18 protein-coding genes, 2 pseudogenes and 1 riboswitch are annotated in these 24207 nt (G+C 40.4%); of the genes and pseudogenes, 5 read left to right on the forward strand and 15 right to left on the reverse strand.

Going from position 1 to position 24207, the window contains the following annotated elements:
- Window positions 1-29 precede the first annotated feature (29 nt).
- Window positions 30-1430 (forward strand): amino acid permease, encoded by a 1401-nt coding sequence (locus RCG23_RS08645; protein ID WP_308179365.1) that lies wholly within the window; start codon window positions 30-32, stop codon window positions 1428-1430.
- 100 nt (window positions 1431-1530) lie between these two features.
- Here the strand turns inward: RCG23_RS08645 and RCG23_RS08650 are convergent, their stop codons facing one another.
- The 4 genes and pseudogenes from RCG23_RS08650 to RCG23_RS08665 form a co-directional block, all read right to left on the reverse strand.
- Entirely contained in the window at window positions 1531-3549 is a 2019-nt protein-coding gene (locus RCG23_RS08650) for a methyl-accepting chemotaxis protein (protein WP_308179366.1), read from the reverse strand.
- Between the two features lie 173 nt (window positions 3550-3722).
- A complete protein-coding gene (locus RCG23_RS08655) occupies window positions 3723-5546 on the reverse strand; it encodes an ABC transporter ATP-binding protein (RefSeq protein WP_308179367.1) in 1824 nt (607 codons plus the stop codon).
- Window positions 5527-7269, reverse strand: coding sequence for an ABC transporter ATP-binding protein (locus RCG23_RS08660; protein ID WP_308179368.1), 1743 nt, complete (start codon window positions 7267-7269; stop codon window positions 5527-5529). Before RCG23_RS08660 ends, RCG23_RS08655 begins: the two co-directional genes overlap by 20 nt.
- A gap of 1096 nt (window positions 7270-8365) precedes the next feature.
- A pseudogene (locus RCG23_RS08665) lies at window positions 8366-8877 on the reverse strand (general stress protein); the annotation flags it as partial.
- A 387-nt stretch (window positions 8878-9264) separates the two neighbouring features.
- Here RCG23_RS08665 and RCG23_RS08670 point away from each other — a divergent pair.
- Both RCG23_RS08670 and RCG23_RS08675 read left to right on the forward strand, forming a co-directional pair.
- On the forward strand, window positions 9265-11175 hold the full coding sequence (locus RCG23_RS08670) for an OPT family oligopeptide transporter (protein ID WP_374049819.1): 1911 nt from the start codon (window positions 9265-9267) through the stop codon (window positions 11173-11175).
- Window positions 11168-11509: a PqqD family protein gene (locus RCG23_RS08675; protein WP_308179370.1), complete on the forward strand. Its 342-nt coding sequence runs from the start codon at window positions 11168-11170 to the stop codon at window positions 11507-11509. The genes RCG23_RS08670 and RCG23_RS08675 overlap by 8 nt, the downstream gene beginning before the upstream one ends.
- 37 nt (window positions 11510-11546) lie before the next feature.
- Here RCG23_RS08675 and RCG23_RS08680 read toward each other — a convergent pair whose 3' ends face one another.
- The gene (locus tag RCG23_RS08680) at window positions 11547-11897 is read right to left on the reverse strand and encodes a winged helix-turn-helix transcriptional regulator (protein ID WP_308179371.1); all 351 of its coding nucleotides are present in this window, start codon (window positions 11895-11897) and stop codon (window positions 11547-11549) included.
- 436 nt (window positions 11898-12333) lie between these two features.
- Here RCG23_RS08680 and RCG23_RS08685 point away from each other — a divergent pair, with 436 nt between their 5' ends.
- Entirely contained in the window at window positions 12334-13482 is a 1149-nt protein-coding gene (locus RCG23_RS08685) for an MFS transporter (protein ID WP_308179372.1), read from the forward strand.
- Window positions 13483-13534: 52 nt separating this feature from the next.
- Here RCG23_RS08685 and RCG23_RS08690 read toward each other — a convergent pair whose 3' ends face one another.
- The 10 genes and pseudogenes from RCG23_RS08690 to RCG23_RS08735 form a co-directional block, all read right to left on the reverse strand.
- A complete protein-coding gene (locus RCG23_RS08690; protein ID WP_308179373.1) occupies window positions 13535-13984 on the reverse strand; it encodes a threonine/serine exporter family protein in 450 nt (149 codons plus the stop codon).
- A gap of 16 nt (window positions 13985-14000) precedes the next feature.
- Complete coding sequence (locus RCG23_RS08695; protein WP_308179374.1) at window positions 14001-14762, reverse strand: threonine/serine exporter family protein; 762 nt, start codon at window positions 14760-14762, stop codon at window positions 14001-14003.
- 132 nt (window positions 14763-14894) lie between these two features.
- The gene (locus RCG23_RS08700) at window positions 14895-16775 is read right to left on the reverse strand and encodes a putative bifunctional diguanylate cyclase/phosphodiesterase (protein ID WP_308179375.1); all 1881 of its coding nucleotides are present in this window, start codon (window positions 16773-16775) and stop codon (window positions 14895-14897) included.
- 116 nt (window positions 16776-16891) lie between these two features.
- A riboswitch (cyclic di-GMP riboswitch) is annotated at window positions 16892-16976 on the reverse strand.
- A gap of 169 nt (window positions 16977-17145) precedes the next feature.
- Window positions 17146-17868, reverse strand: coding sequence for an amino acid ABC transporter ATP-binding protein (locus RCG23_RS08705; RefSeq protein WP_308179376.1), 723 nt, complete (start codon window positions 17866-17868; stop codon window positions 17146-17148).
- Window positions 17865-18521, reverse strand: coding sequence for an amino acid ABC transporter permease (locus RCG23_RS08710; protein ID WP_308179377.1), 657 nt, complete (start codon window positions 18519-18521; stop codon window positions 17865-17867). The genes RCG23_RS08705 and RCG23_RS08710 overlap by 4 nt, the downstream gene beginning before the upstream one ends.
- Window positions 18522-18608: 87 nt before the next feature.
- Window positions 18609-19430 carry a basic amino acid ABC transporter substrate-binding protein gene (locus tag RCG23_RS08715; RefSeq protein WP_308179378.1) on the reverse strand — a complete coding sequence of 274 codons (822 nt, stop codon included), beginning with the start codon at window positions 19428-19430 and terminating at the stop codon, window positions 18609-18611.
- 183 nt (window positions 19431-19613) lie between these two features.
- Window positions 19614-20357 carry a hypothetical protein gene (locus RCG23_RS08720; RefSeq protein WP_308179379.1) on the reverse strand — a complete coding sequence of 248 codons (744 nt, stop codon included), beginning with the start codon at window positions 20355-20357 and terminating at the stop codon, window positions 19614-19616.
- A gap of 678 nt (window positions 20358-21035) precedes the next feature.
- Complete coding sequence (locus RCG23_RS08725) at window positions 21036-21929, reverse strand: putative bifunctional diguanylate cyclase/phosphodiesterase (RefSeq protein WP_308180012.1); 894 nt, start codon at window positions 21927-21929, stop codon at window positions 21036-21038.
- Window positions 21921-22945: pseudogene (locus RCG23_RS08730) on the reverse strand (diguanylate cyclase domain-containing protein); the annotation flags it as partial. The pseudogene RCG23_RS08730 and the gene RCG23_RS08725, both read right to left, overlap by 9 nt.
- Window positions 22946-22949: 4 nt before the next feature.
- Window positions 22950-23579 (reverse strand): hypothetical protein, encoded by a 630-nt coding sequence (locus tag RCG23_RS08735; RefSeq protein WP_308179380.1) that lies wholly within the window; start codon window positions 23577-23579, stop codon window positions 22950-22952.
- A gap of 366 nt (window positions 23580-23945) precedes the next feature.
- Between RCG23_RS08735 and RCG23_RS08740 the strand changes: the two genes are divergently transcribed.
- The gene (locus RCG23_RS08740; protein WP_308179381.1) at window positions 23946-24179 is read left to right on the forward strand and encodes a hypothetical protein; all 234 of its coding nucleotides are present in this window, start codon (window positions 23946-23948) and stop codon (window positions 24177-24179) included.
- The last annotated feature ends 28 nt before the right edge of the window (window positions 24180-24207 follow it).

The raw sequence follows: 24207 nt of genomic DNA on the forward strand, positions 1-24207 counted from the left end.
ATGTAATTGCGGAAGGAGACTGGATTTTAATGGATAACGAACAAACGGTAAAACAAACTGTTCGGCATAAAAAAGCTGAAAACCGCGAACAGGGTCAAACATCCGGCCTTGCCTGGTGGCAGCTTTCGCTAATTGGAATCGGTTCGATTATCGGCGCTGGTTTCTTCCTCGGCACAAGCCTATCAATAAAAACAGCTGGTCCCGCTATATTAATCGATTACCTCTTCGCTGGAATAACAGCATTCTTTGTATTTAGTGCTCTCGCAGAAATGACGGTCATGGATCCGGTAACTGGCTCATTTCGAACCTATGCGAAAAAAGCATTCGGAAATTCAATAGGCTTTATATCTGGATGGATGTATTGGCTGGCGGGGGTTCTCATCATTTCAAGCGAGGCTGTCGCATTAGCGACCTTTACCCAATTCTGGTTTCCCCATATCCCTTTATGGATTTTCACAGTAATTTACATAGTTATCGCCTTCGGTATTAATCTTTTGGGCGTAAAAAACTTCGGCAAAATCGAATCGATTTTTGCCATCGTCAAATTGTCTACTTTAATTATCTTTATTATTTTTGGAGCCTTGCTTCTGACTCACGTCATCTCTCCTCATTCCGTTTCATTAAACGAAAAAAGTGTATTTAAGCATTTTGTCCCGACTGGAATTAAAGGGATGTGGTCTGCCTTAATCTTTGTTTTTTTCTCATTTGGCGGGATTGAAGTTATTGGAATTGCCTCATCCGAATTAAAAAATAAAAAGGATGTGCCGAAAGCGGGCATTGGGATGCTGATTGCGCTGGTCAGTGTCTACATCCTTTCGATTTACTTCGCCCTGTACATGGTAACCTGGAACAAAATCGATGAATCACAAAGTCCGTTCGTAACCGCGTTGGCATCCTTTAATCTGCCTTACATGGATTCCATATTTAATATTATTATTATAAGTGCTGCTTTTTCGACCATGGTTGGCGCTCTGTTTTCGGTAACAAACATCCTGATTTCACTAGCTGAAGATGGCGCTGCCCCGAAATCCCTAGCTACAAAAAACCATAGGGGAATCGCAGTACGTTCCCTGTACTTAACCGGATTCGCTGTTGCCGCTTCTCTTATATTTTCTTTCATCCTTCCAGGAAAGCTATATGAGTACATAACGACTGCGGCAGGCGTAATGCTTATTTTAAACTGGACCATCATCCTCTCTTCACAAATAAAACTGCGTCCGAATTACAAACAGAATGGGGCGACCTTCAAAATGGCTGGATTCCCATTTACTTCCTACATGGGAATAGCTTTTATTCTTGTGGCCGTCTCTGGAGCGATGCTGCATGCCACCCAAAGGATGGGCGTTTTAATTAGTTTAGGGTTAATTATCATTATAGGATTTACCTACCAAATCATCTTTAGATCCAAACATATCCCACAAAAAAATTGAAATAATAAGCCAGCCGGGATATCCAGCTGGCTGAAAGGCATTAGTTATTCTTTTATACGGAATTCTGCAACAGCATGTTTTAACTCCCCAATCATGTCTGTTAACTGGGTTGTATATTGAGCAACTTCACTGGATGAGGCGCATGCTCTTCCATTGCTGCTGCGATTTCTTCAGAGGAGGCAGTCGTTTGCTGTGAAACAGCAGAGACTTCCTCAATCATTCTCACAACCGTTTCTTTTTGCACTTGAATCATGCTGATAGAAGCAGTCTCTTCCTCAACTGATTGCATCATTTTATTTAAAGATGCTGTCATTTGGTTAATCGACGTGCTAACTGTGGTAACTGCTCCCTTTTGCTCAAAGCTGATCTGGTTTGTTTCCGCCATTACATTTACTAATTCCTTAGTATCTTTCAGAACACTATTGATGATTACCTGAATATCATTTGCAGCCTTTTTTGATTCTTCGGCAAGATTGCGGACTTCATTCGCCACAACCGAAAAGCCTTTTCCATGCTCTCCAGCTCTTGCAGCCTCGATTGAAGCATTTAATGATAAAAGATTCGTTTGTTCGGCAATCTGAGAAATAGCGTAAGAAACTTTTGAAATTGATTTTGATTTATCATCAAGCTGTGAAATCATTCCGGTTACCTGATCAAAGGCAGCTTCAAGCTTACGATACGATTCTTCCAAATTATCAACCTGTTCATTTCCCATTTTGATTTGGGAAGCAGCATCCCCCACTACTAGCTCAATCGAGGCAGATTGTTTAATTAATTCTTCAATCTCACTGCTTAATTCATGAACTGCATTAGAACCTCTCTCTATTTCCTCTGACTGATTGCCCGCTCCTGCGGCTATTTCTTCAATCGATCGGGAGACTTCAGAGATGGCCGCACTATTTTCGTTAGCAATCACCTTTAATCCGCTCGTAGCTTGATTGACAGATTTGACGTTATCATCCACTTTTTGAATGAGCCTTCTAATATTACCCAACATATCATTATAGCTTTTAGCAAGATCCCCCATTTCATCGTTGGAGGGGACATTCATTTCTGTGACAAGGTCTCCCTCTGAAGTTTTCTTCAGAACCGATTGGAATCCAGCAATCATCTTTTTCAATTTTTCAGCAAGAAGGACTGCTATAACGGCTCCTAACAGTAACCCAATTAAAATGGAGAAAATGCCTGTGTTTCGTATTTGGTTCATTTTCTCTGCAAAAATTTCATTTGGCTTAAATGATAACACTTTCCAGTTCAGGCTTGGGATTGTTGTAATTTGACCTGAATAATCCTTTCCCTGCCACGAAAAGCTTTGGGACCTACTATTTGAATTTTTATATATTCCTTCCACCCATCCGAATTTCGATTTGAATGTTTTGGCATTTGATAAAAGATCCGTAACACCCTCTACAGAACCACTTTTGACTGGATTCATATTCTTTCCGTCAGTATTTTTCATAAAGGAGCTGACAATAAATCCTTGTGCATCAAGTATAACCAGCTTGCTATTTGATTCGTTTTCGATGTTTTGACGAGCTGCTCCAATGGAAGATAAATCGATATCATAACCGACAGCGCCTACCATTTTTCCATCAGAAAGCACTGGTGTCACCACAGAGGTCATAATTTTATTCGAAACTGTATCTTTATAAACATCCATCCATATAGTTTTCGTTTTTTTTGTTAAATCTTTATAAGTTCTTGTTTCCCGGACATCCTTGTTGAATTCTACATAGGGTGAAATATGAAGCTTACCCGTATGAAAGTCCATGAAATAAACGGAAATGAGCGTTTTATTGTTTTTTTGCAGTGCTTCAATCGACTTATCAATCAATGGCATGGAATTAGCCGTTTTCATATTGGCAGCTGTTAGCTCAGCCAGCTGTTCAAGGGAATTCTCATAGTTTTTCAGATTAAGATCAACCTGCGCAGCTGCATTCCGTGCATTTTCTTTATTAGCAGAGGTGTTGTCCTTTTGCAAGATCCCGCTTACAGTGTAATGCGTAAAAAGCACTGTTCCAACGAGCGCAATTAGAATCGATGTGCAAATGAGGAAGATCCATTTTACACGAATAGATAGCCTCTTTTTTTTGTGACTTGTCCATGATGTATTGGCCATTTAATTTACCCTCTCTTCTTTGGATGAATATCTAATTTCCCCTTCATTATTTCTTAAAAGAAATACTTCTACCTTCTTATCGGTCTTAACCACTATATATTTATGAAACTAAGATAAGTTGTACAGTTTTGATAGTTCAAACTTTTCGAAATAAAAAAAGACAACCCAATCACTCAGGTTGTCTTCGCACCACTATTAAGCTCATAATAAAAACCTTTTTCTTTCAGCAATGATTCGTGGGTGCCTTTTTCAATCAGCCTGCCGCTGTGGAGAACAAGGATTTGATCCGCATGGCGTATCGTATTGAGACGGTGTGCAATGATAAAACTTGTTCTTCCTTCCATTAGTACCTTTAAGGCTTCCTGGATTTTCAATTCGGTAATTGTATCAATGCTGCTGGTTGCTTCATCCAGAATTAAGATGGATGGATCAACCAACAGGGCTCTGGAAATCGAGAGCAGCTGCTTCTGGCCCTGACTGATTCCGTTTCCATCCTGTTTCAGGATCGTTTGATAACCATCAGGAAGGTTTTTTATAAAGGAATCAGCATTGGCGAGCTTTGCAGCTTCCTCCACTTCTTCGTCTGTTGCCTCAAGCCTGCCATATCGGATGTTTTCCATGATTGTGCCTTCAAACAAAAAGGAATCCTGCAGAACAAAGCCCATTTTTCTTCTAAGGCTCGCCCTTTTTATTTTTGTCGATTGGATACCGTCAAAATAAATGGCTCCTTCATCGGGATCGTAAAACCGGGTGAGCAGGTTCATCACCGTCGATTTCCCTGCGCCCGTAGGGCAGACAAGAGCAACCGTCTGTCCAGGTGAAACCTGAAAGGACAGCCCGGATACTGTATCTCCGCCCTTTTCGTATGAGAAGGACACATCCTTGAATTCAACTTTTCCATCGAGATGATCTATCTCCATCGCTTCTGCTTCGTCCTTCGATTCTTCTTTTTCATCAAGAATCTCAAAAACCCTTTCAGCACCTGCTACGGCAGACAAAAGTGTATTAAATTGGTTCGCCAAGTCATTTAATGGCCTGGTGAACTGACGGGAATATTCAGTGAAAACAATAATCGTCCCAATGGTGATCATGCCTTTAAGAGCAAAGATACCGCCAACTCCTGCAATAATAGTAAAGCTTAAATTATTTAAAACGTTCATCAGTTTAGGAATAAAACCGGAATAAGTTTGTGCCCAAAAGCCTGATTGACGCAGTCTTTCATTTTTTACAAGAAACTCAGAAATCACCTTTTGTTCCTGCGAAAACGTCTTAACGATCCGCTGCCCAGAAATGGTTTCCTCGATAAAACCATTTATGTCGCCGAGATTTTGCTGCTGCTGCTTAAAAAGGAATCCAGTTCGATTAGTAATCCACTTCATTCCCATAAACATGATCGGAACAATGATCATTGTAATTACAGTAAGGAGAGGACTGAGCCAAAGCATCACCGCTACCGTGCCCACCAGTGTAAGCCCGCTGGATAACACTTGAATAACGGAGCTATTCAATGTCGAACTGACATTTTCCATATCATTTGTTACACGGCTCATCAACTCGCCATGCTGGCGCTTGTCAAAAAAAGAAATCGGAAGCCCATGCAGATGCTCGAACATTTGATTTCTTATTTTTCGCACCGTATTCTGCGCAATCCCAATCATCCAGTAGCTCTGCAGAAAAGACGACAGCGAGTACAGCAGATAAATGACTCCGAGCCAGATTAATAATGATAAAAGGCCGTTAGTTTGTTTCGTTACAATATAATGGTCAACTGCCCTGCCTATTATAACTGGAGCCAATAAACTAAGCCCCGAGCTGAGTACCACCATACCCACAACAAGAAAAAGCATGCTTCTTTTTTCGGATAAATAAATCCACAGCTTTTTCAGTGTTTCCTGCCAATTTTTTGCTTTAACTTTCTTTTTTCCGGAACCCTTTTTCTCTTTTATTCCAAAAATGGGCCGTTTATATTGAAATGGCTTAATTAACTCCCTGTACATATTGTCTCTTCTCCTCTTCAAATTGAGTCTCGAAGATTTTTTTATAAAGCGGGGAATTTTCCAAAAGATAATCATGGCTTCCCTGCTCCTTAAGCTCCCCATCCTCTAAAAGCAAAATTGAATCCGCCTTCATAGCTGTTGTTATTTTTTGAGTGATAAGGAAGGTAGTACAAGCATACTTGCTCAAAGCTTCAAGGAGAAGACCCTCAGTCTTTAAATCAAGTGCACTCGTGCTGTCATCCAAAAGCAGTATACCTGGTTTTCTGACGAGTGCACGGGCGATGGAAATCCGCTGCTTTTGTCCTCCGGAAAGATTGACTCCCTTTTGGCCGATCCTTGTGTCATAGCCTTGAGGAAAGGACATGATGGTTTCATGGATTTGAGCATTTTTCGCTGCCTCCATTATCTCCTCCAGCGTAGCATCCTCCTTGCCCCAGGCAATATTTTCAGCTATCGTTCCTGTAAACAATAATGACTCCTGAGGCACAAAGCCAATTTCCTTCCGAAGAGATTCGATTTTCATCGTCCGGATATTGTGTCCATCAATTAAAACCTCGCCCCGATCAACATCATATAAACGGGGGATTAGCTGAAATAAGGATGTTTTTCCGGAACCAGTTGCACCCAATATGGCAATAGTCGAACTGCCTTCTGCTTTAAAATTAATATCCTTTAATACAGGAGCTGATGTTTCAGGGTACTGAAAGGATACATTCCGGAATTCAACGTGCCCTTCTTTTATATGAAGTGCGGCGTCCGCATCCGAAGAGTTCAACAAATCTACTTCCGTGTTCAAAACATCTACAATTCGCTGTCCTGATGCCTTGAATCTCGAAAAGACCATTAAAATCATCGATACAATCGTCAACGCAGCTGTAATTCTTGTTCCATAATTGACAATCGCAACGACTCCGCCGACCTTTACTCCTCCCGTTTTCACTTCATCGCCGCCAAACCATAGAACGGCTAGAATCGCGATATTCATGACCATCATAAGAACGGGGGAGGTGAATTCAATTAACCTTAATGCAGAAGCAGTCCGGTCCTTGAGCTTTTCATTCACTTTTTTAAATCGGGACACTTCGTAGCTTCCCCTGATATATGCTTTTATCAGTCTCATCCCTGTGAGATTTTCCCGGATGACATTATTCACAGCATCAAGATTATCTTGAGTGGTTCGAAAAAGTAATATCGCCCTCTTCATAGCCCATACAAGGAAAACGACTAGAAATGGGACGGCTCCTGATAAAATAAGACCAAGCTTCAAATCAACCGAAAGTGCTAGGAACAAGCCCCCGATAATTAACAGTGGTGCTCTCAGCATGATTCTAAGGCTCATAAAAACTGTATTTTGTATTTGGGTTACATCATTCGTCATTCTCGTTACGAGTGAAGACGTCGAGAACCGGTTAAAATTCGCAAACGAAAACGCCTGTACTTTTTCCATTAATGCTTTTCTCACATCGAATCCAAAGCTCTGGCTTGAATGTGACGCAAAAAATGAATTTGTAACACCTGAAAAGAAAGATATGAGCGATAGTCCAACCATAAGCCCTCCGAGCATCACTACTTCATTTAAGTCCTTCTTTATAACGCCTTCATCAATAATTCTTGCCATCAACAAAGGCTGCCAAAGTTCTACTGCTAATTCTACCAACATCAAAAAGAGCGCAACTGCCATCGTTAAACGGTACGGTTTTAAAAAGGAAAACACCTTCTGCACTTATTTCCACCTGCCATCAAAAATTGTTTCGTAAACCTAAATATATGTATTATTATAATAGCTCTTTTTTCACACTTTTGCTATTCAGAATTTTGAAAAATAAGATTAATGTTGAAAATTGGGTCATAAAAAATACAATACGGATAAAAATGACTCTCGTAAATGTAGACAAATATATTTACATCCCATTTACACCTACCTTTTAATTGTCTATATCATTGACAATTAAAAGGAAAAAGAATATAATAAGACTTTGAAGTAACTTGGAACATATAGTGAATAATTAAAATTGGCATTCTGCTTACAGTTTTTCAGATAGACTTATTCACACTGGATCGGCTTCGGAGCCGTTAGGATGTAAGAGAGGTAGGGCTTACGTCGTTTAGGTTAAAAACGATCAGGTGGAATTTTTACCGCGGCATATACTATGATAAAAATTCATATATTACACTTGTTAAGTTGCAAGTTACTTAGAAAAGCGCAAGCGCCCTAAGGTGGTAGCGCTGAAAAATAAAATTCTCCGTACTACTGACTCGAGAAACTGTACTGGAGACAAACACAAAAGCGGGCTATGCTGAACCCGCTTTTTCCAATTCTAAAAGCTATTTAATTTTTAAGGAATGAAAAGATTTTCACTATATAAAAGGCAGAAGGGTTTCTCACCCCTCTGCCTTTTTATTACTTTTTCTATTTATCTGCGCTTATATTTATCGTCTGACGCATTACCATATCCACCATCAAATGGTTCATTTGTGATAGCCGAATTTCCAAGTTCGGAGTTTGCCGGCGGAGTGTTGGATAATGACGGATCTGTACCTATCCCTGGATTATACGCTGATTCGTTATTTCCAAAGCTGGAATCTCCCATGTCTGCACCTGGGGAATTTCCGCCTGCTGTTCTTCCTGTTGGAGCAACATTACCGAGGACCGTATCTGCATCCGGAGCTGGACGGTTTACTGCTGATGTGTCGGATACTCCTGAACCGCCTACAGAAGAACCGCCTGTCATCATTCCTCGCATACTATCCGTACTCTCGTTTCTAATATTTGTACCTGATACCTGGTTATCAAGGGTTGTCCCTCTTAAGGTTTCATCTGTATCCGAGAAAGTACCAACTGCTCCTGCACCCAACCCGCCTGCTGTAGTTGCAGTGGTGTCATCCACAAAGGAACGCTTCCCATCTGAATCAACGAGTACAAGGATTTTTCCTGATTTAACATCGCTCTCATATCGGTCTGCTTCGTCCTCAGGAATTCCCATACCAATCAATGCACCCGCAAGACCGCCAGCGCCAGCTCCGACAGCAGCACCAGTTAGGGTCGCTGCGATAGGACCGGCCGTAAGAATTGGCCGATTCCAGGAATGGCCAGAGCTCCAACGCCGGCTAAAAGACCAGCCAAGCCGCCTAGGACTCCTCCTGTAGCTGCACCTGCAGCCATACCTTCCTCTGTTTTAGTACCAGTTTCTTCACTAATTAAATCAACATCGTTGCGATCCTTCGCCACAACTGAAATATCGTCACGGTCATAACCCTGTCTCTTTAAATCTTCAATCGCCTCTACAGCATCATGTCCATTATCATATACTCCAACAATTCTCTTATTCATTATTAATCTTCCTCCTTTAATAAGGTAGCTTCATAATATAGATACCCGTTGTAGAGAACAGTAACCCTTTTTTATACATAAAATTTTAAAAATAGCAAGTTATTTTTTAAACAAGAAAGATTTTCCTTAAAATGAAATAATTATAGGTGTTTTCACCCCTTACACATTTTAGAGTTACTTATAGGAGAAGTTTTTTAGTATGATCTTTACATTAACTTATTAAATTTAATTTCACTCCTGGTTTTCTAATGGAAACCAGGCTTTTTTCATATACTAAATAAGAATGCAATAACAACATTCGTCATAGTTTTCAAACACTTCTCTGCAATAGTCGAATTTCTGTGACTATTCTACAAAAAGTGCTATAATCGTTTTTGCTCTAAAAAAATGAACAGGTGGTGGAAATTAGTGTCAGATAATTCTAAGCAGAATAAGTTTGTTCCATATGTACCTGCATCGAAGTCACTGCCAGAATTAACTATAACAGCTATTATATTAGGGATTATCCTTGCAGTTGTTTTCGGAGCAGCAAATGCCTATCTGGGCTTGCGCATCGGGTTAACCGTATCGGCTTCTATTCCAGCGGCGGTAATATCGATGGCCATTCTTCGAGGTTTGTTTCGCCGAAATTCCATTTTGGAAAATAATATCGTGCAAACGATGACGACTGCTGGTGAGGCAATTGGTGCCGGAGCGGTATTTACTCTGCCAGCTTTATTCCTTTGGCATATCGATGTCAGTCAGGGATTGATTCTTTTTATCGTACTAACCGGGGGCTTCCTCGGCGTATTTATGATGGTCCCTTTGCGCGACCTTTTAATCGTAAAAGAACACGAAATCCTTCCATATCCAGAAGGCACAGCCTGTGCTGAAGTATTAAAATCCGGTGAAGAAGGCGGCGCAAATGCCAAGCTAATCGGAATTGGATTACTTGTCGGCGCCATCGTAAAAGCTTTGGGAGACGGCTTTAAATTATTTAAAACCGAGGTCGAAACAGGCATTACCGGTTTTAAAAATGCTGTGATCGGACTTGATGCCCTGCCATCCTTGCTTGGTGTCGGCTATATCATCGGCCCACGTGTAGCGGGTGAAATGCTGGGCGGCGGATTATTGGCATGGGTCGTTCTCATTCCAGCTATCAGCTTCTTTGGGGCAGACGCAACGACTGCCATTTTCCCGGCATCAGATCCAATCAGCAAGCTGGACGCGTGGGGCATCTGGGATGGTTATATCCGTTATATCGGTGCCGGAGCAGTTGCTGTTGGTGGTTTGATTACACTTGTTAAAACCCTGCCTACCCTATTCGGTTCAGCGCTTGCCACTTTCAGAGGTGTACAAGCTAATCGCGGCACTGCGTTAACAAATGCACCGCGTACTGAAAAAGACATTCCTAAACTTTACGTGATTATCGGCATCCTGGCGATTATTTTAATCATTGCCTTCGCACCAGTTACACAGGTCGGCATCATTGGAGCGATTTCCATCGCTATTTTTGGATTCCTGTTCGTATCTGTCGCTTCCCGGATTGTCGGAATCGTAGGTAGTTCATCTTCCCCTGTCTCCGGTATGACTATTGCAACTTTATTGATTGTTACTCTTTTATATAAAGCAACCGGCTTTACAGGGAAAGAAGGAATGGTTGCAGCACTTATTGTTGCCGCAATCATTTGTACAGCATTGGCGGTTGCCGGTGACGTTTCACAGGATTTAAAAACTGGTCACATTGTTGGTGGTACTCCATGGAAACAGCAGGTTGCCATGATGATTGGAGTTGTCGCTTCTGCTGCTGTTATCGGTTCCATCTTGATTTTGATGGATAATGCCTATCACATGGGATCGGCTGACCTGCCGGCACCAAAAGCTGCACTGATGAAAATTCTCGCTGAAGGTGTTCTTGGTGGTGACCTTCCATGGAATTTAATTTTCATTGGAGCTGCGATTGCGATTACACTTGAATTTTTCGGTTTGAACTCATTAGTTGTTGCTGTAGGTATTTATTTACCGGTTCATGTCAGCACACCGATTATGATCGGCGGTTTCGTCCGTTATTTCATCGACCGCTTTTCTAAAAATGATGAAGTGCGCAAAGAACGTGGCGACCGAGGAACACTTTTTGCATCCGGATTAATTGCCGGAGAATCATTAGTTGGTGTCATCATAGCCATTTTGATTTATGCGGGCGTTCCAGTTCCGGATGTGGCAAAGTCGCCTAGCGATTTGCTGCCATTTATCCTCTTCCTCATTCTTGCTGCAGCTCTTTGGTATGTGTCTTATAAGAGGAAAAACAGTAATGTTTAAGCTCGGAAAAGAAGAGAGGAACCTTCTGACGATGGTTCCTCTTTTACGGGAAAAAGTCCGTTACGATGAAGGTGAAGCATTATTAATTGTTGATCGAAGCAACCTTGTTGAACGCTTTTCTATTCGTTATTTAAAACAGCCTTCAGTAAGGAAAATTAAGCTTGATACATTTGGATCCTTTGTAATCAAGCAGACATTGGCGAACAAAACAGTCGAAGAAATATCCCAATGTCTTTCCGAACAGTTCGGAGAAGACGCGGAACCAGCTCTTCCACGATTGATGAAGTTTCTGGAGATACTCGAATCACAGGAATGGATCAGATGGGACGAGTAAAAGAGAAGCCATGCATTGTTTGCATGGCTTTTCCTTTTTATTCGACTGGCTGGATGAGAACATCTTCTTTATTTGGATATACCTTTTCTATATGCTGTTCTCCCCACATACAAAGGGAATCTAAAATATGCTTTAGCGACCATCCGTAGTCAGTGAGCGAGTATTCAACCTTTGGCGGCACCTGATTATATACCTCACGAAGGATAACATCATCCTCTTCTAATTCACGTAATTGCTGGGTAAGCATTTTCTGTGTAATTCCAGGCATAAGTTTCTTTAATTCACTGGTGCGTTTTTTCCCTTTTATAAGATGGCATAGAATGACTACCTTCCATTTCCCACCGATCACATCCAACGCTGCTTCAACTGGTATATTATATTTTTTCATTTTTGACGGCCTCCTCTACATTAATCACTATCTCAATGCATTTGTATACATAAATTTATGCACAATACGATTAATAGGAATCTCCGTTTTAAGGTCTATAGGAACTTTTAAGTTCCTATAGAACCTAAAAGTACGTACTTCCCATCAAACATTCTATGATTCATACTAACATACTGTTGGTGCGTATCAAACCGTTGGATTTATTATAACGTTACCACCAACAATCGAGTATAGGGTACTTTTAAGTGCCTACATTACTTTTAAGTGCGTACTTTTATTTTAACAATGTATGATTCATAATAGCATTCATCGAGAGATTTTGGTGGACGGCGCCTTCACCGGATGCTTTCAATGCAATCATTCATAACAATTAAGGAGGAATTCCGTTGAGTTCACATACACTTACGCAAGAAAAAAAGGCGGAACACCCGCTCTAATGGCACTCGCAATTAGTGCATTTGGGATTGGTACCACAGAATTTGTCCCTGTTGGGTTATTGTCCACGATTTCGAATGATTTAAATATATCGATTACGTTAGCAGGATTGTTGATTTCTGGATATGCGATGGGAGTTGCCTTTGGAGCTCCAATTTTAACTGCTTTAACCAATAAGATGAGCCGCAAATCTTTGCTAATGGCATTAATGGTGATTTTTATTGTTGGTAACTCTGTCTCTGCGATTTCATCAAGTTTTGGTTTATTGCTAGTTGCACGTATTATTACCGCTTTTTCGCATGGAGTGTTCTTCTCAATTGGTTCCACTATTGCAGCTGATTTGGTTCCTGAGCATAAACGTGCCAGTGCGATTGCCTTTATGTTTACAGGATTAACTGTTGCTACTGTCACTGGAGTTCCGTTAGGTACATTTATCGGCCAGACATTTGGCTGGAGAGCAACCTTTTGGGGCGTTGCCTTTCTTGGCGTCATCGGCATCATTGCCAGTGCCATTTTAGTACCAAAAAATCTAAAGGATGCTCCGCCTTCTAAATTCAGTGACCAGATGAAGATACTTAAAAATGGTCCATTGCTATTGGCATTTGCCATTACGGCTCTTGGCTACGGCGGTACATTTGTTGCATTCACCTATTTAACACCGATTCTTCAGGATATAACCGGGTTTACCCCAAAGGTAGTCAGTGTCATTTTATTAGTTTACGGAATTGCAGTTGCCATCGGAAACACAGTTGGCGGAAAAGCAGCCGACAAAAATCCTTTAAAAGCATTATTCTGGATGTTTGTTGCTCAAGCAATCATTTTGGTAATTCTTACATTTACTGCACCGTTTAAAATCGCGGGAGTCATTACCATCTTCTTATTGGGCTTGTTGGCCTTTATGAACGTACCTGGACTCCAGGTATTAGTTGTGAAGCTTGCAGAACGCCATGCGCCTTCTGCTGTTAACGTCGCTTCAGCATTAAACATTGCCGCTTTCAACGTAGGAATTGCAATTGGCGCTTTTGTAGGGGGACTTATTGTAGATTCCATCGGTTTAATTCACACACCATGGATTGGCGGGGTCATGGTACTTGGAGCTGTTTTATTAACAGCTTGGAGTGCTATGATTGAAAAAAGGACTGCTAAATAAATGATTATAAGACAGATTGAGCCGCATACTATAATGGAATGCGGCCCTTTTATCATCCTTTCACTTTTTGCTGGAGCTGAATTTTACGAATAATCTGGTTGATCACTTCAGAAAAAACAAGCCCAAAAGCAATGGAACCTGAGAGCATGAATGCCTTTGCAGCAAGAGTGAGGGCTGAACCGTAATCATTTTCAACGAAGTTTCTCATCGCATCATATGCAAGGCCTCCCGGCACTAATGGAATAATGCCGGCAACACTAAAAATAATGACCGGGGTCTTATATATTTTGGCTAAAACATGGCTGATAACCGCAACGAAAAAGGCTGCGGCTAAAGTGGCTAAAACCGTATCAGCTTGATTGTTCACCATCACCACATAAATAAGCCAGCCAACCATCCCGACTAAACCGCATTTAATCAAGGACTGCTTTGGAGCATTGAAAATGACGCCAAAGGCACCTGTTGCAATAAAGCTTGTTATTAACTGCTCAATAATGTTCATTTGCACCCTCCATTGCTTACAAAAATGACAATACGACCGCTATTCCGGAACCAATCGCAAACGCAGTCAAAAATGCTTCAGCCCCTTTTGAAAGCCCTGATACAAGATGTCCCGCCATTAAATCCCGCACTGCATTGGTTATAAGGAGACCTGGTACCAACGGCATCACTGATCCAATAATGATTTTATCGAGCTCATGGCCTACGCCGGATTTTACAAATAAAAATGACAGAAGCCCTATTATAAATGAAGCAAGAAACTCTGAAAAAAACTTGATTGGAACAAGCCTGTGGAAATAAACCAGTCCAAGAAATCCTAGTCCGCCTGCTATTAAGGAAGGGAAAAAGTCATACCAGGTTCCATTAAACATGATAAGGAAACATCCGCTTGCAATCGAGGCTGCCGCAACCTGTATAGAAAATGGGAAAGTTAGGTTTAATGAATCAATTTCATTTAAAAGGCCGCTTGCTTCACTTAGACCTACCTCACCATTGCTTATTCTCCGCGAAATACTGTTTACCATAGTCACCTTTTTCAAATCGGTCGACCGCTCGGAAATGCGTATCAGTTTTGTTTTCGTTGGCTCATTACCCTCTGCCGAAAAAATGATTCCTGTAGGTGTAACATAGCTATGTGATTGGCGTATGCCAAAAAAGGAAGCCATTCTCGTCATCGTATCCTCTACCCGATACGTTTCGGCACCGCTTTGAAGCATAATTTTGCCGGCCAGCAAACATACTTCCATTACTTCATCTGTTGAATGTTCCTGTATATCCATCGTATTCCCCCGATACCAATCCAAATCCGAACTCTCGTTAAATGTCCTTTACAGTTTAAATGAAAACATAAAGGAGAATCAAATATTGAATTAAAAAACAGCCTCCAAATAAACAACTGGAGGCTGTACATTTTATGAAGTATATGTAACCGGTCTTACTTCATTAAGCAATTTCTCTACTTCTTCAGGAGCTAAGGGCTTACTGAATAAATACCCCTGCATAAGACTGCAGTTAAGTGATTGTAAAAAGAGTGATTGCTTTTCTGTCTCAACGCCTTCCGCTATTACTTGCAGATTAAGGTTTTTTGCCATGGTAATAATAGAGGAAATAATAGCTTCACTTGCCGGGTCTCTTCCAACTTCCACAATGAATTCCCTGGCAATTTTAAGTGTATCAATTGGAAAGTTCGTTAAATAAGAAAGGGATGAATAACCCGTCCCGAAATCATCTACTGAAATGGTTACACCTAATGACCTGATTGAGGTTAATTTTAAGTTTAAAAGTATCCGGTCTTTTGCAGCAATTCCCTCTGTTATTTCCAAGTCCAGCAAATCCGGCTTCAGCCCGGTTTCCTTCAGCACTGCTTCGATCGTTTTCACCAGATTCTTTTGATAAAAATGCCTTGGCGACAAATTCACACCGACTTTAATATCGTATCCGGCATTACACCAGTTTTTCGCTTGAAAACAAGCCGTTCTTAGCACCCACTCACTAATCGGTATGATGACTCCCGTCTCTTCTGCGATTGGTATAAATTCAGCGGGAGAAACCATTCCTAAAATAGGATGCTGCCATCTTAACAAGGCCTCAACCCCGGTCATTCTGCCAGCCACCGTATCCATTTGCGGCTGGTAATGAATAATAAATTGGTTGTGCTCTAAAGCAAGATAAAGGTCTTTCTCGAGCGTTAATCTCCGTGCTGGCCCTTCACTCATTTGAGCAGAATACAATCTATATCCGTTTTTGCCATTTTCCTTCACCCTGTACATAGCAATATCCGCATTTTTCAATAACTCTTCTACAGTCCCTCCGTCATTGGGATAAATGGAAATGCCAATACTTGAGGAGAGAAGAAGCTCATGGCTATTTATGAAAAAAGGCTTTTTAAGAGCGTTGATTATTTTTTCAGCTGTATCGATAACATTTTCAACTTTGTAAACCCCTTTAGCAAGAAGGACAAACTCATCGCCGCCCTGTCGGCCAATTACCTCATTCGAAGATAACAGCACTTCCAGCCGCCTTGCCGCAATGCCCAACAATTGGTCACCCAAATTATGGCCTAATGTGTCATTAATAATTTTGAATCGATCAAGGTCAATAATCATAATTGCATGCATTTCATCAGGCTCTTCGAGGATTGCCTGTTTTAGAAGAGCTTCAAACATTCTCCTATTTGGCAGCCCGGTCAACAAATCATGAAAAGCCATATGGCGGATTTTTTCTACATTATTCTTATTCTCTGTTATGTCCTTGCCAATTCCGAATACGCCCGTTATTTGTTCTCCAATCATAATCGGAACGACTGTAAAGGAGGCAATCGAAGAAAAGCCCTCTTTTCCCTTAATTCCTATTTCGAATTTTTGTGGATTTCCCCCTGTTGCTTCACAAAAATGTTCCCAAATCGTTTCTTTATTTCCATCACTAACGATACTTAAAAAATGCTTACCCGCCAATTCTTCATTTCCATATCCTAAGAGGTTTCTGCAAGCATGGTTGGCAGAGGTGAAAATCCCATTTAAATCGATTGAAAAAACAGCATCTGGATGGTTGTGGAAAAGTGAGCGATAGCGCTGTTCGTTTATTTCCAATTCCCTCGTTCCATTTTGATATTTTTTCAATAGTCCCTTGTTCTCCAGAATGATAACTGCCTGTCTGAATACGATCAAAATAGATATGCTTCCAGCCAAGACATGGATTCCACTATCTTTTTCCCAATAGAAAATCCAAGCGTGGAAAAGCAGCACAAATAAAATGATGAAACAGAATAATACGGTCCTTCGTATACTCTTCATTACTACACCCCAGCTGAATCTCTCTTAGTTGAAAATTCACTTTTAACATAAAAAAACTGCCTTGAATAAAGCAGTTACCAATCTACAATCTATATCCTCATATAGTATTCAGATATATTGGTAACCCGGCTGCCATAGCGGTAAACACCTTCCACCGTAGCTTTGCGTCTTCATCTTTCAATGAATTTGCCTTTATCATTTATCTAATTATGGATAATTATTAGGATAATTGTATCACACGCAGTAGGAATATAGATTTATTTTTTGTTATTTTCTTGTTATTTTATACAGAAAATTATTACTTTGATGTAAATAAATGTATATTTATTCAATTATAAATTCAATCAAACGTTTGATTGAATTTTTTACACTATAAAATCTTGCTTAAGAAGGCTTTTGTGCGTTCTTGCCGTGGATTTTCAAAAAGCTCCTGCGGAAGGTTTTCCTCTATAATGTTGCCTGCATCCATAAAAATCACCCGATCTCCAACCTCCCGGGCAAATCCCATTTCATGGGTAACGACGACCATCGTCATGCCTTCTTTTGCCAGTTGTTTCATAACCTCAAGCACCTCTCCAACCATTTCCGGATCCAGTGCAGAGGTGGGCTCATCAAAAAGCATAATCTTCGGCTCCATCGCAAGCGCCCTTGCAATAGCGACACGTTGTTTTTGCCCTCCTGAAAGAGAACTTGGATATACATTTTCTTTATCCTCAAGGCCAACCTTCCTCAGCAATTTTTTTCCTTTTTCCAATGCTTCAGTTTGAGACACTTTCCGTACTTTCATTGGTGCAAGAATGATATTTTCCATCACTGTCTTATGCGGGAACAAGTGAAAATGCTGAAATACCATACCGACCTCTGTCCTTATTTCATTGATATTCGTTTTTTTATCAGTTATATCCATTCCTTCAATCATCACTTTTCCACCTGATATGGTTTCAAGCATATTGATGCATCGAAGAAATGTTGATTTGCCTGAACCTGAAGGGCCGATCACCACCACTACTTCACTAAGCCCTACTTCAAGGCTGACATCTTTTAGAACTACATGAGATCCAAATGTCTTCTTTAGATTTTCAACTTTAATCATTCCGTATCCAGCCTTCTTTCAAGACGATTTAATAGGAAGCTGAGCGATAGGGTCAATGCCAGATAGATGACTGCTGCTGTTAGATAAGGTTCCCACACACGGAAATACTGGCCTGCCATTGCCCTTCCCCAATACATCATTTCAGGGGCGGCGATGATGGCAGCAAGGGAGGATTCTTTAATTAATACAACAAACTCGTTTCCAAGCGGAGGGATCATTCTTTTAAATGCCTGGGGAAGAATGATATATTTCATCGCCTGGGTATGGCCCATTCCCAGCGATCGTGCCGCTTCCATTTGCCCCTTGTCAATCGACTGGATGCCAGCTCTAAATATCTCGGCAATATACGCTGCAGAGTTTAGAGAAAGAGCAATGATAGCTGCCGCAATGGCATTGGTTTTGCCGGTGAATAACGGGACAATACCAAAATGAATCAGTAGAATCTGGACAAAAAGGGGCGTTCCTCTAAAAAAGGTGATATAAGCCTCGAAGGGGAAAGCCAGCCATTTATTACGCATCATCTTTCCAAGCCCAATTAACAGCCCCAACCCTGTCCCCAAGACAATTCCTGCCAGAGAAAGGGCAATGGTAAGCAAGGTTCCTTTAAATAACAGCGGCCCATATTCAATAATAATGTCAAAACGAAAGTTCATTACATCACTTCCCTTATATTAGAAAAACTCGGCGAGTGCCGAGCCTTAAGGCGACGGATGCCGCACCTGAAATGCAATTTATTTCTTCTATTCTTGCTGTGCTTTTAACTTGTTAAGGTCTGGATTTCTCCCAAACCATTTTTTATAAATTTTTTCATATGTTCCATCATCAATTACCTTCTTTACTGCTTTATCGATATCCGTCTTTAACTTGCTTCCCTTCGGAAACATCAATCCATAAAATTCAGAATCAAAATTCTCACTATCCTCAATTACCTTTAGCTTTTTTTCGGGATTATTTTTCGCATAAACCTCAACCACCGCGTTATCTGCAACAACCGCATCTGCTCCTCCGCTATTGAGCTCCATAATTGCGAGATTGTTGTTTTCGAACTTTTTTAGATTCTCATTATTCTTGCCGAAAAGCTTTTCAATTGCCGCCTGGCCAGTTGTTCCATTTTGGACGGCTACCACTTTATTCTTTAGGTCTTTAGCATTCTTTATTTGGCTATTTTCAGAAACAAGGATTTTATTTGTAGATAAAAAATACGGTAGAGAAAAATCGTATGTTTGTTTCCGATCATCATTAATCGTGATGGACGACATACCTATATCTGCCCGTTTATTGGTTATTTCAACAAACACAGGGTCCCATCCAACATTGTCAAATTCAGCCTTATAACCTGCATTTTTAACGACTGCTTTAACAAAATCCACATCAAATCCGACAATATTCCCTTTATCCATATACTCGAATGGTGCATAGGCTGCGTCTGTCACAATACGCAGCGTCTTTTTCTCCGAATCTGCAGCTTTCTTGCCCCCTCCCTTTTCAGTCTGGCTTGTACCGCAAGAAGCCAAAACAAATACTAACGTAACCATCCAAAGTAACGCAGAAATTTTCTTCACTATACCGCCCCCCTTGAAACCTTTGCTTTTCACCTGTAATTCAGCCTTTCTATAGCAGATTTCCGCCCTGCCACACTTTAAATCATATATATGTTTGTTATCTGGTTCTTATTCTTTTATTCCATCTCTATAATTCCTACAGAAAAAATAAATACGCCCCTGATTAGGGGCGCAAATTGACTTCTATTTCTTTTTTCCTGCGTTGTTATTCGAACTTCCTTTTCCAGGATTCGAAGGATCGACTCCTTTTATGTCAGTGGTGGTTCCATCTGCCGGCTCTGAGCCATTACCCAATCCGTTATTATTTTTAACCTTTTCCTTTTTGGATTTATTTTTTCCGGAAATTGAATGATCCTGTCCTCTGCCAGGATTGGAAGGGTCAACTCCTTTTATATCTGCTGAACTACCATCCGCTTGCTCTGAACCATTTCCTAAACCATTATTATTTTTGATGTGGGTCTTTTTTGAATGGGAAGTCTGCTTTGTTTCTTCACTCTCAGCACTGCTTACTTTGGGTAAAAAGGTTGATTTATCTTCAACAGTAGTAGTAATAGTAGTGGGCTTGTGTTCAATCTGAATGTCTGACTTAGTTGAAACGTTGCCATTACGGAATCGATTGATATATTCAAAATAAGAGCTGACCGTTTGACTCTTATCTGTTCCAGATAGCCCACTTGCAGTTCCCTTAACTGCCACTGGGGCAGGATTTAAGGAGTATTCCTTTTGCATTCTATCAAATAATGCCAATAATTCCTCTTTTGAAAGAGAGCCATCACTATCATTTGAAATCGCATCAACCAGACCACCTAGTAACATCATCTCACTGCCTGAAGGCATTACCATAACCTGCGTTTTAGTTGGATCGCAGCCACAATTGCAATTTTTTTCATCATTAGAAATAGTAGAATGAGCCCAAACACGCGGCATAATTGTTCCCCCTGCAAAGCCTAAAGCTATGAGGACTGAGAAAAGCAGGATTTTTTTCATTTATACATATCCCTCCAAATTTGTTATAATATTCTATTTACAAATTAGAAGGTTATTAAACCTCTTACTCCTTCTTTTTTATTCGGTATATAGTAGTACTTCATTCTTTTTCCCTATTTTCCATATTCTCCAATTTTCAAACCTTCTCATTCTTTTTGTATTGTTTCAATCACCCTTATTCTCTTTTTAAAAAGGAATATTATTAAAAAATCCGCAAAAATCTATGACACTCTTACAAACAACTTGTCTCATTTTTCATTAAATATAGTAGCTTTCAAAGAAAAGAGGTGAAATATTATGGTGAATAACGTTGGTATCCCCATGCCCCCTGTTATTGTGACTATCCTCTGGCAAAGAAACCCCCTGGCCAAGAAATCCGAGAACAGTTATTGAAGCATCTATTATCGGAAACTTGACTAGATGCCAGAACTCCTTAAGACCAGGAAGCCTGCTCGTTGACGCAGAAGACTGTTTAGAACGTCATGGATTCCGTTTATTATCCGAAGAGCGACTAGGAGTATTCGGAATATCCGTTTTTGCAAGACAAGGCTAATAATGGCCTTGCCCTGTTTCTTCAACGAAGGAACAGGTTTCTACATAAGAGAAAAAAAACCACCCTTAAAGGGCGGCAAATGTTCCTTGCTTTGATAACAGTTTTTCAAATTGTTCGGAATTAACTGGCTTACTGAAATAGTATCCTTGCATTTCCTCACAGTTATTTTCAAGCAAGTAATGAAGTTGATAATCCTTTTCTACACCTTCAGCTATGACTTGCAACCGTAGGCTACGCGCCAAATTGATAATGGCATCAGCAATTTCTGTGTTCTGATGCTTTTCATCCATATCCTTTATAAATGATTTATCTATTTTCAATTTATCGATCGGAAACTTTTTTAAATAACTGAGCGATGAATACCCTGTACCAAAATCGTCGATCGAAATTTTTGCCCCCTCTTCTTGAATCTCTCTTAATGCGGCTATCGTTTCACTCGTATTATATAAAAGGACACTTTCAGTTATCTCTATTTCAAAAAAATGTGCCGATAAACCTGACAGCTCCAATATCTCCCTTACCTTCTTCACCATCCCAGGTGAATCTTGAAATTGCTTGGCAGAAAAATTGACCGCTATCGTAAGCGGAGGAGTGCATTTTTCATTCCACCTTACAGCCTTGCTGCACGCCTCTTTCATGACAAATTCCCATAGAGGCTGAATGAGCCCTGTATCTTCCGCAATAGGGATAAACTTGTCGGGCGGAATATTCCCGAGAATCTCGTCATTCCAGCGTACCAGTGCTTCAGCACCTGTGATAAAACCGGTCTTGACATTGATTTTCGGCTGAAAAAACACATTCATTTTTTCTTCTTGAATGGCTTTCCGCAATTGCGTTTCAACCCTTAGGCGGTCACGATTTTTTTCATTCAATTGATCATGATAAAGAACAGCACAATTACCGCCCTGATTTTTTGCTTCATACATGGCCATATCGGCAAACATAATCAGTGTTTCCATTTTATCGCTATGGCATGGAAATAAACTAATCCCGCAGCTTGCGCCTACAAAAACCTCTGTCTCATCAATCGAATAAGGTTTTTTTACAGCTTCTACTACCCTATTGCCTATTTCTTGAAGGGCTGACGAGTGAACATCTTCCAGAATAATGATAAATTCGTCGCCTCCCTGCCTGGAAATTACACAGTTTTCCAACACCATACAATTTTTAAGGCGGTACGCGATCTGCTGGATAAGCTCGTCCCCTTTATTATGGCCAGGGAGTCATTTACATTTTTAAATCGGTCAATATCAATAAACATTAGAGCGACTTTTTGACTTTTGATTTTTGCATCATTTAGCATTTCAGTCAGCTTTTCTGTTACATAGCGCCGGTTAGGAAGCCCTGTCAACGGATCGTGAGCTGCCTGATATTCAATTATTTTTTGGCTCTCTTTAAAATGGTCAAAGTATGTTTTTAAAGAGGATGACATCTCATTTACATTTTCAGCCAGAAAGCCGAGCTCATCTTTTCGGACAGATTCAATCGTTTTCCCGAAATTCCCTTTGGCAATTTCATTCACCTGGTCTGCGATAAAATCGATTGGCCTTGTAATCGTTCTGGAGAAAAAGGCACTTGTTAGTAATACGAGTAACATAAAGATACCTGATAATAGAATGTGCTTCAGCATTTCCTTCTGCAATTGCTGCTGGATGATTCCATAATCATAAGAAAATCCAAGGACAAAAGGCTCTTCCGTCCTCAAACCTGAAGGCACAAACGTTTTTTGCACCGTTTTGCCTTTCAATTGGGCAATATAGCTTTGCTGTTTTCCAGTTTTAACCGCTTTTCGGATATATTTCAAATCTGTTTTTTTATTTTCATATTTATAAGTACCGTACCAGTAGGGCCTTGATGAGATTCGGACATACTGATTTCCATTATCATATGCTACGTCCCTTTTTCCACCAAATTTTTTCGGATTAAAGACGGTCAGCTCCAAAACACCCGGAAGATTTCTCGTAAATCGTTTCATTATCTTATTGGCGCAAACCGGTTTCCGTATTCCAGCACCTCTTTATCCCGCAAATAAGGGTCAATGATATAATCTGTACTTCCGTCATAGAAATAGCCCCATTTATCTGTATGGTCAGGGTTACTTGAAGCAACCTCAATCGGCCTGACCAATAATTAGGCAAAGACAGTCCTTTCCCTACCCTGACATATTTCTTTTCATAAAGCTGATTGAAAGCATCATACCAATACCCCCAATCCTTTGTAGATAGATTGATTTCATTTGGATCAGAGGATTTCACACCGATAATATCATCATTCGTCTTCTTAAGAAGAGTAATATGGGATATCATCAGCTCTTTTGAAAGTGCTGCCAGCTGTTCGTTCGTCACCTGTTCATGCTTGGACGGCAAGGATTTTTTTATTGCAATAGAGGTTATTCTAAGTTCTTTGCCAAGGATATCTTCAACAAACAAGCTACCTTCCTTCGCTTGCTGCACCTGGCTGCCCACTTCCTGGGCAATTAAGGTGATTTCCCGTTCATTGCTCTTTATAAGCTGCTCCTTGGATCTCAAGAAATGAATTGTATTATTGGAAAGCAATATTCCAAATACCAATAAAGTAAAGATTAATGGTATTTTCTTTTTAATTTTCATACTGAAAGGCTCCCCCTGCTCAAATCCCTGTTTACAAATGCACAAAAAAAGCACTAACGGCCCTGCGAAAGGGATTGTTAGCGTTTTAGTCTCTCACATTATATCATTATACTCAAAATGGGTAACACGGGAATTTTTACTATAAATAATAAAAAATGCCTGAATCATATAGAATCAGACATTCTCATAATTTTATCTATTTAGCTATGCTTTTACGTTAGCAAGAACGTAAGAAAAGAACATTCACCAATAATTTTTCAGCTTTACAAAAGTCTAAAACTAAAGCAGGCAAATTGTTATTTAATATTAAACTACCCTTTACATTCGGCTGATAGGATAAATGATAGAAAGGGAGGTTATCAAGCAATGAAAAGTTGGTTCAAAAAATTGGCTCCTGCAATATTGGCATTATCACTATTGCCCGCTGCAGCAAATGCTGGCAGCAATCCCCTAACAGCAGCTGGAGTGCAGGATGGGGGTATCGGCAACTCGTCAAACTATCTTAATGAATCACCTAATATCTCATTGGATCCAAAAGTTAACCAGATTATTTACCCTCTTTTCGGAACACCCGCCATCAAAAAGAAGGCCAATCTCTGACGATTAAAGTCGACAGCCAGGGCAAACA

Source organism: Neobacillus sp. PS3-34, from assembly GCF_030915465.1.
Lineage (GTDB): Bacteria > Bacillota > Bacilli > Bacillales > Cytobacillaceae > Neobacillus_A.

Excerpts from the sequence above, each read along its gene's own strand:
- RCG23_RS08645 (WP_308179365.1), top strand. The coding sequence starts at position 30 with ATGGATAACGAACAAACGGTAAAACAAACTGTTCGGCATAAAAAAGCT.
- RCG23_RS08650 (WP_308179366.1), bottom strand. The coding sequence starts at position 3,549 with ATGGCCAATACATCATGGACAAGTCACAAAAAAAAGAGGCTATCTATT.
- RCG23_RS08655 (WP_308179367.1), bottom strand. The coding sequence starts at position 5,546 with ATGTACAGGGAGTTAATTAAGCCATTTCAATATAAACGGCCCATTTTT.
- RCG23_RS08670 (WP_374049819.1), top strand. The coding sequence starts at position 9,265 with ATGAACAGGTGGTGGAAATTAGTGTCAGATAATTCTAAGCAGAATAAG.
- RCG23_RS08675 (WP_308179370.1), top strand. The coding sequence starts at position 11,168 with ATGTTTAAGCTCGGAAAAGAAGAGAGGAACCTTCTGACGATGGTTCCT.
- RCG23_RS08680 (WP_308179371.1), bottom strand. The coding sequence starts at position 11,897 with ATGAAAAAATATAATATACCAGTTGAAGCAGCGTTGGATGTGATCGGT.
- RCG23_RS08685 (WP_308179372.1), top strand. The coding sequence starts at position 12,334 with ATGGCACTCGCAATTAGTGCATTTGGGATTGGTACCACAGAATTTGTC.
- RCG23_RS08690 (WP_308179373.1), bottom strand. The coding sequence starts at position 13,984 with ATGAACATTATTGAGCAGTTAATAACAAGCTTTATTGCAACAGGTGCC.
- RCG23_RS08695 (WP_308179374.1), bottom strand. The coding sequence starts at position 14,762 with ATGGATATACAGGAACATTCAACAGATGAAGTAATGGAAGTATGTTTG.
- RCG23_RS08700 (WP_308179375.1), bottom strand. The coding sequence starts at position 16,775 with ATGAAGAGTATACGAAGGACCGTATTATTCTGTTTCATCATTTTATTT.
- RCG23_RS08705 (WP_308179376.1), bottom strand. The coding sequence starts at position 17,868 with ATGATTAAAGTTGAAAATCTAAAGAAGACATTTGGATCTCATGTAGTT.
- RCG23_RS08710 (WP_308179377.1), bottom strand. The coding sequence starts at position 18,521 with ATGAACTTTCGTTTTGACATTATTATTGAATATGGGCCGCTGTTATTT.
- RCG23_RS08720 (WP_308179379.1), bottom strand. The coding sequence starts at position 20,357 with ATGCCGCGTGTTTGGGCTCATTCTACTATTTCTAATGATGAAAAAAAT.
- RCG23_RS08725 (WP_308180012.1), bottom strand. The coding sequence starts at position 21,929 with ATGGAAACACTGATTATGTTTGCCGATATGGCCATGTATGAAGCAAAA.
- RCG23_RS08735 (WP_308179380.1), bottom strand. The coding sequence starts at position 23,579 with ATGAAAATTAAAAAGAAAATACCATTAATCTTTACTTTATTGGTATTT.
- RCG23_RS08740 (WP_308179381.1), top strand. The coding sequence starts at position 23,946 with ATGAAAAGTTGGTTCAAAAAATTGGCTCCTGCAATATTGGCATTATCA.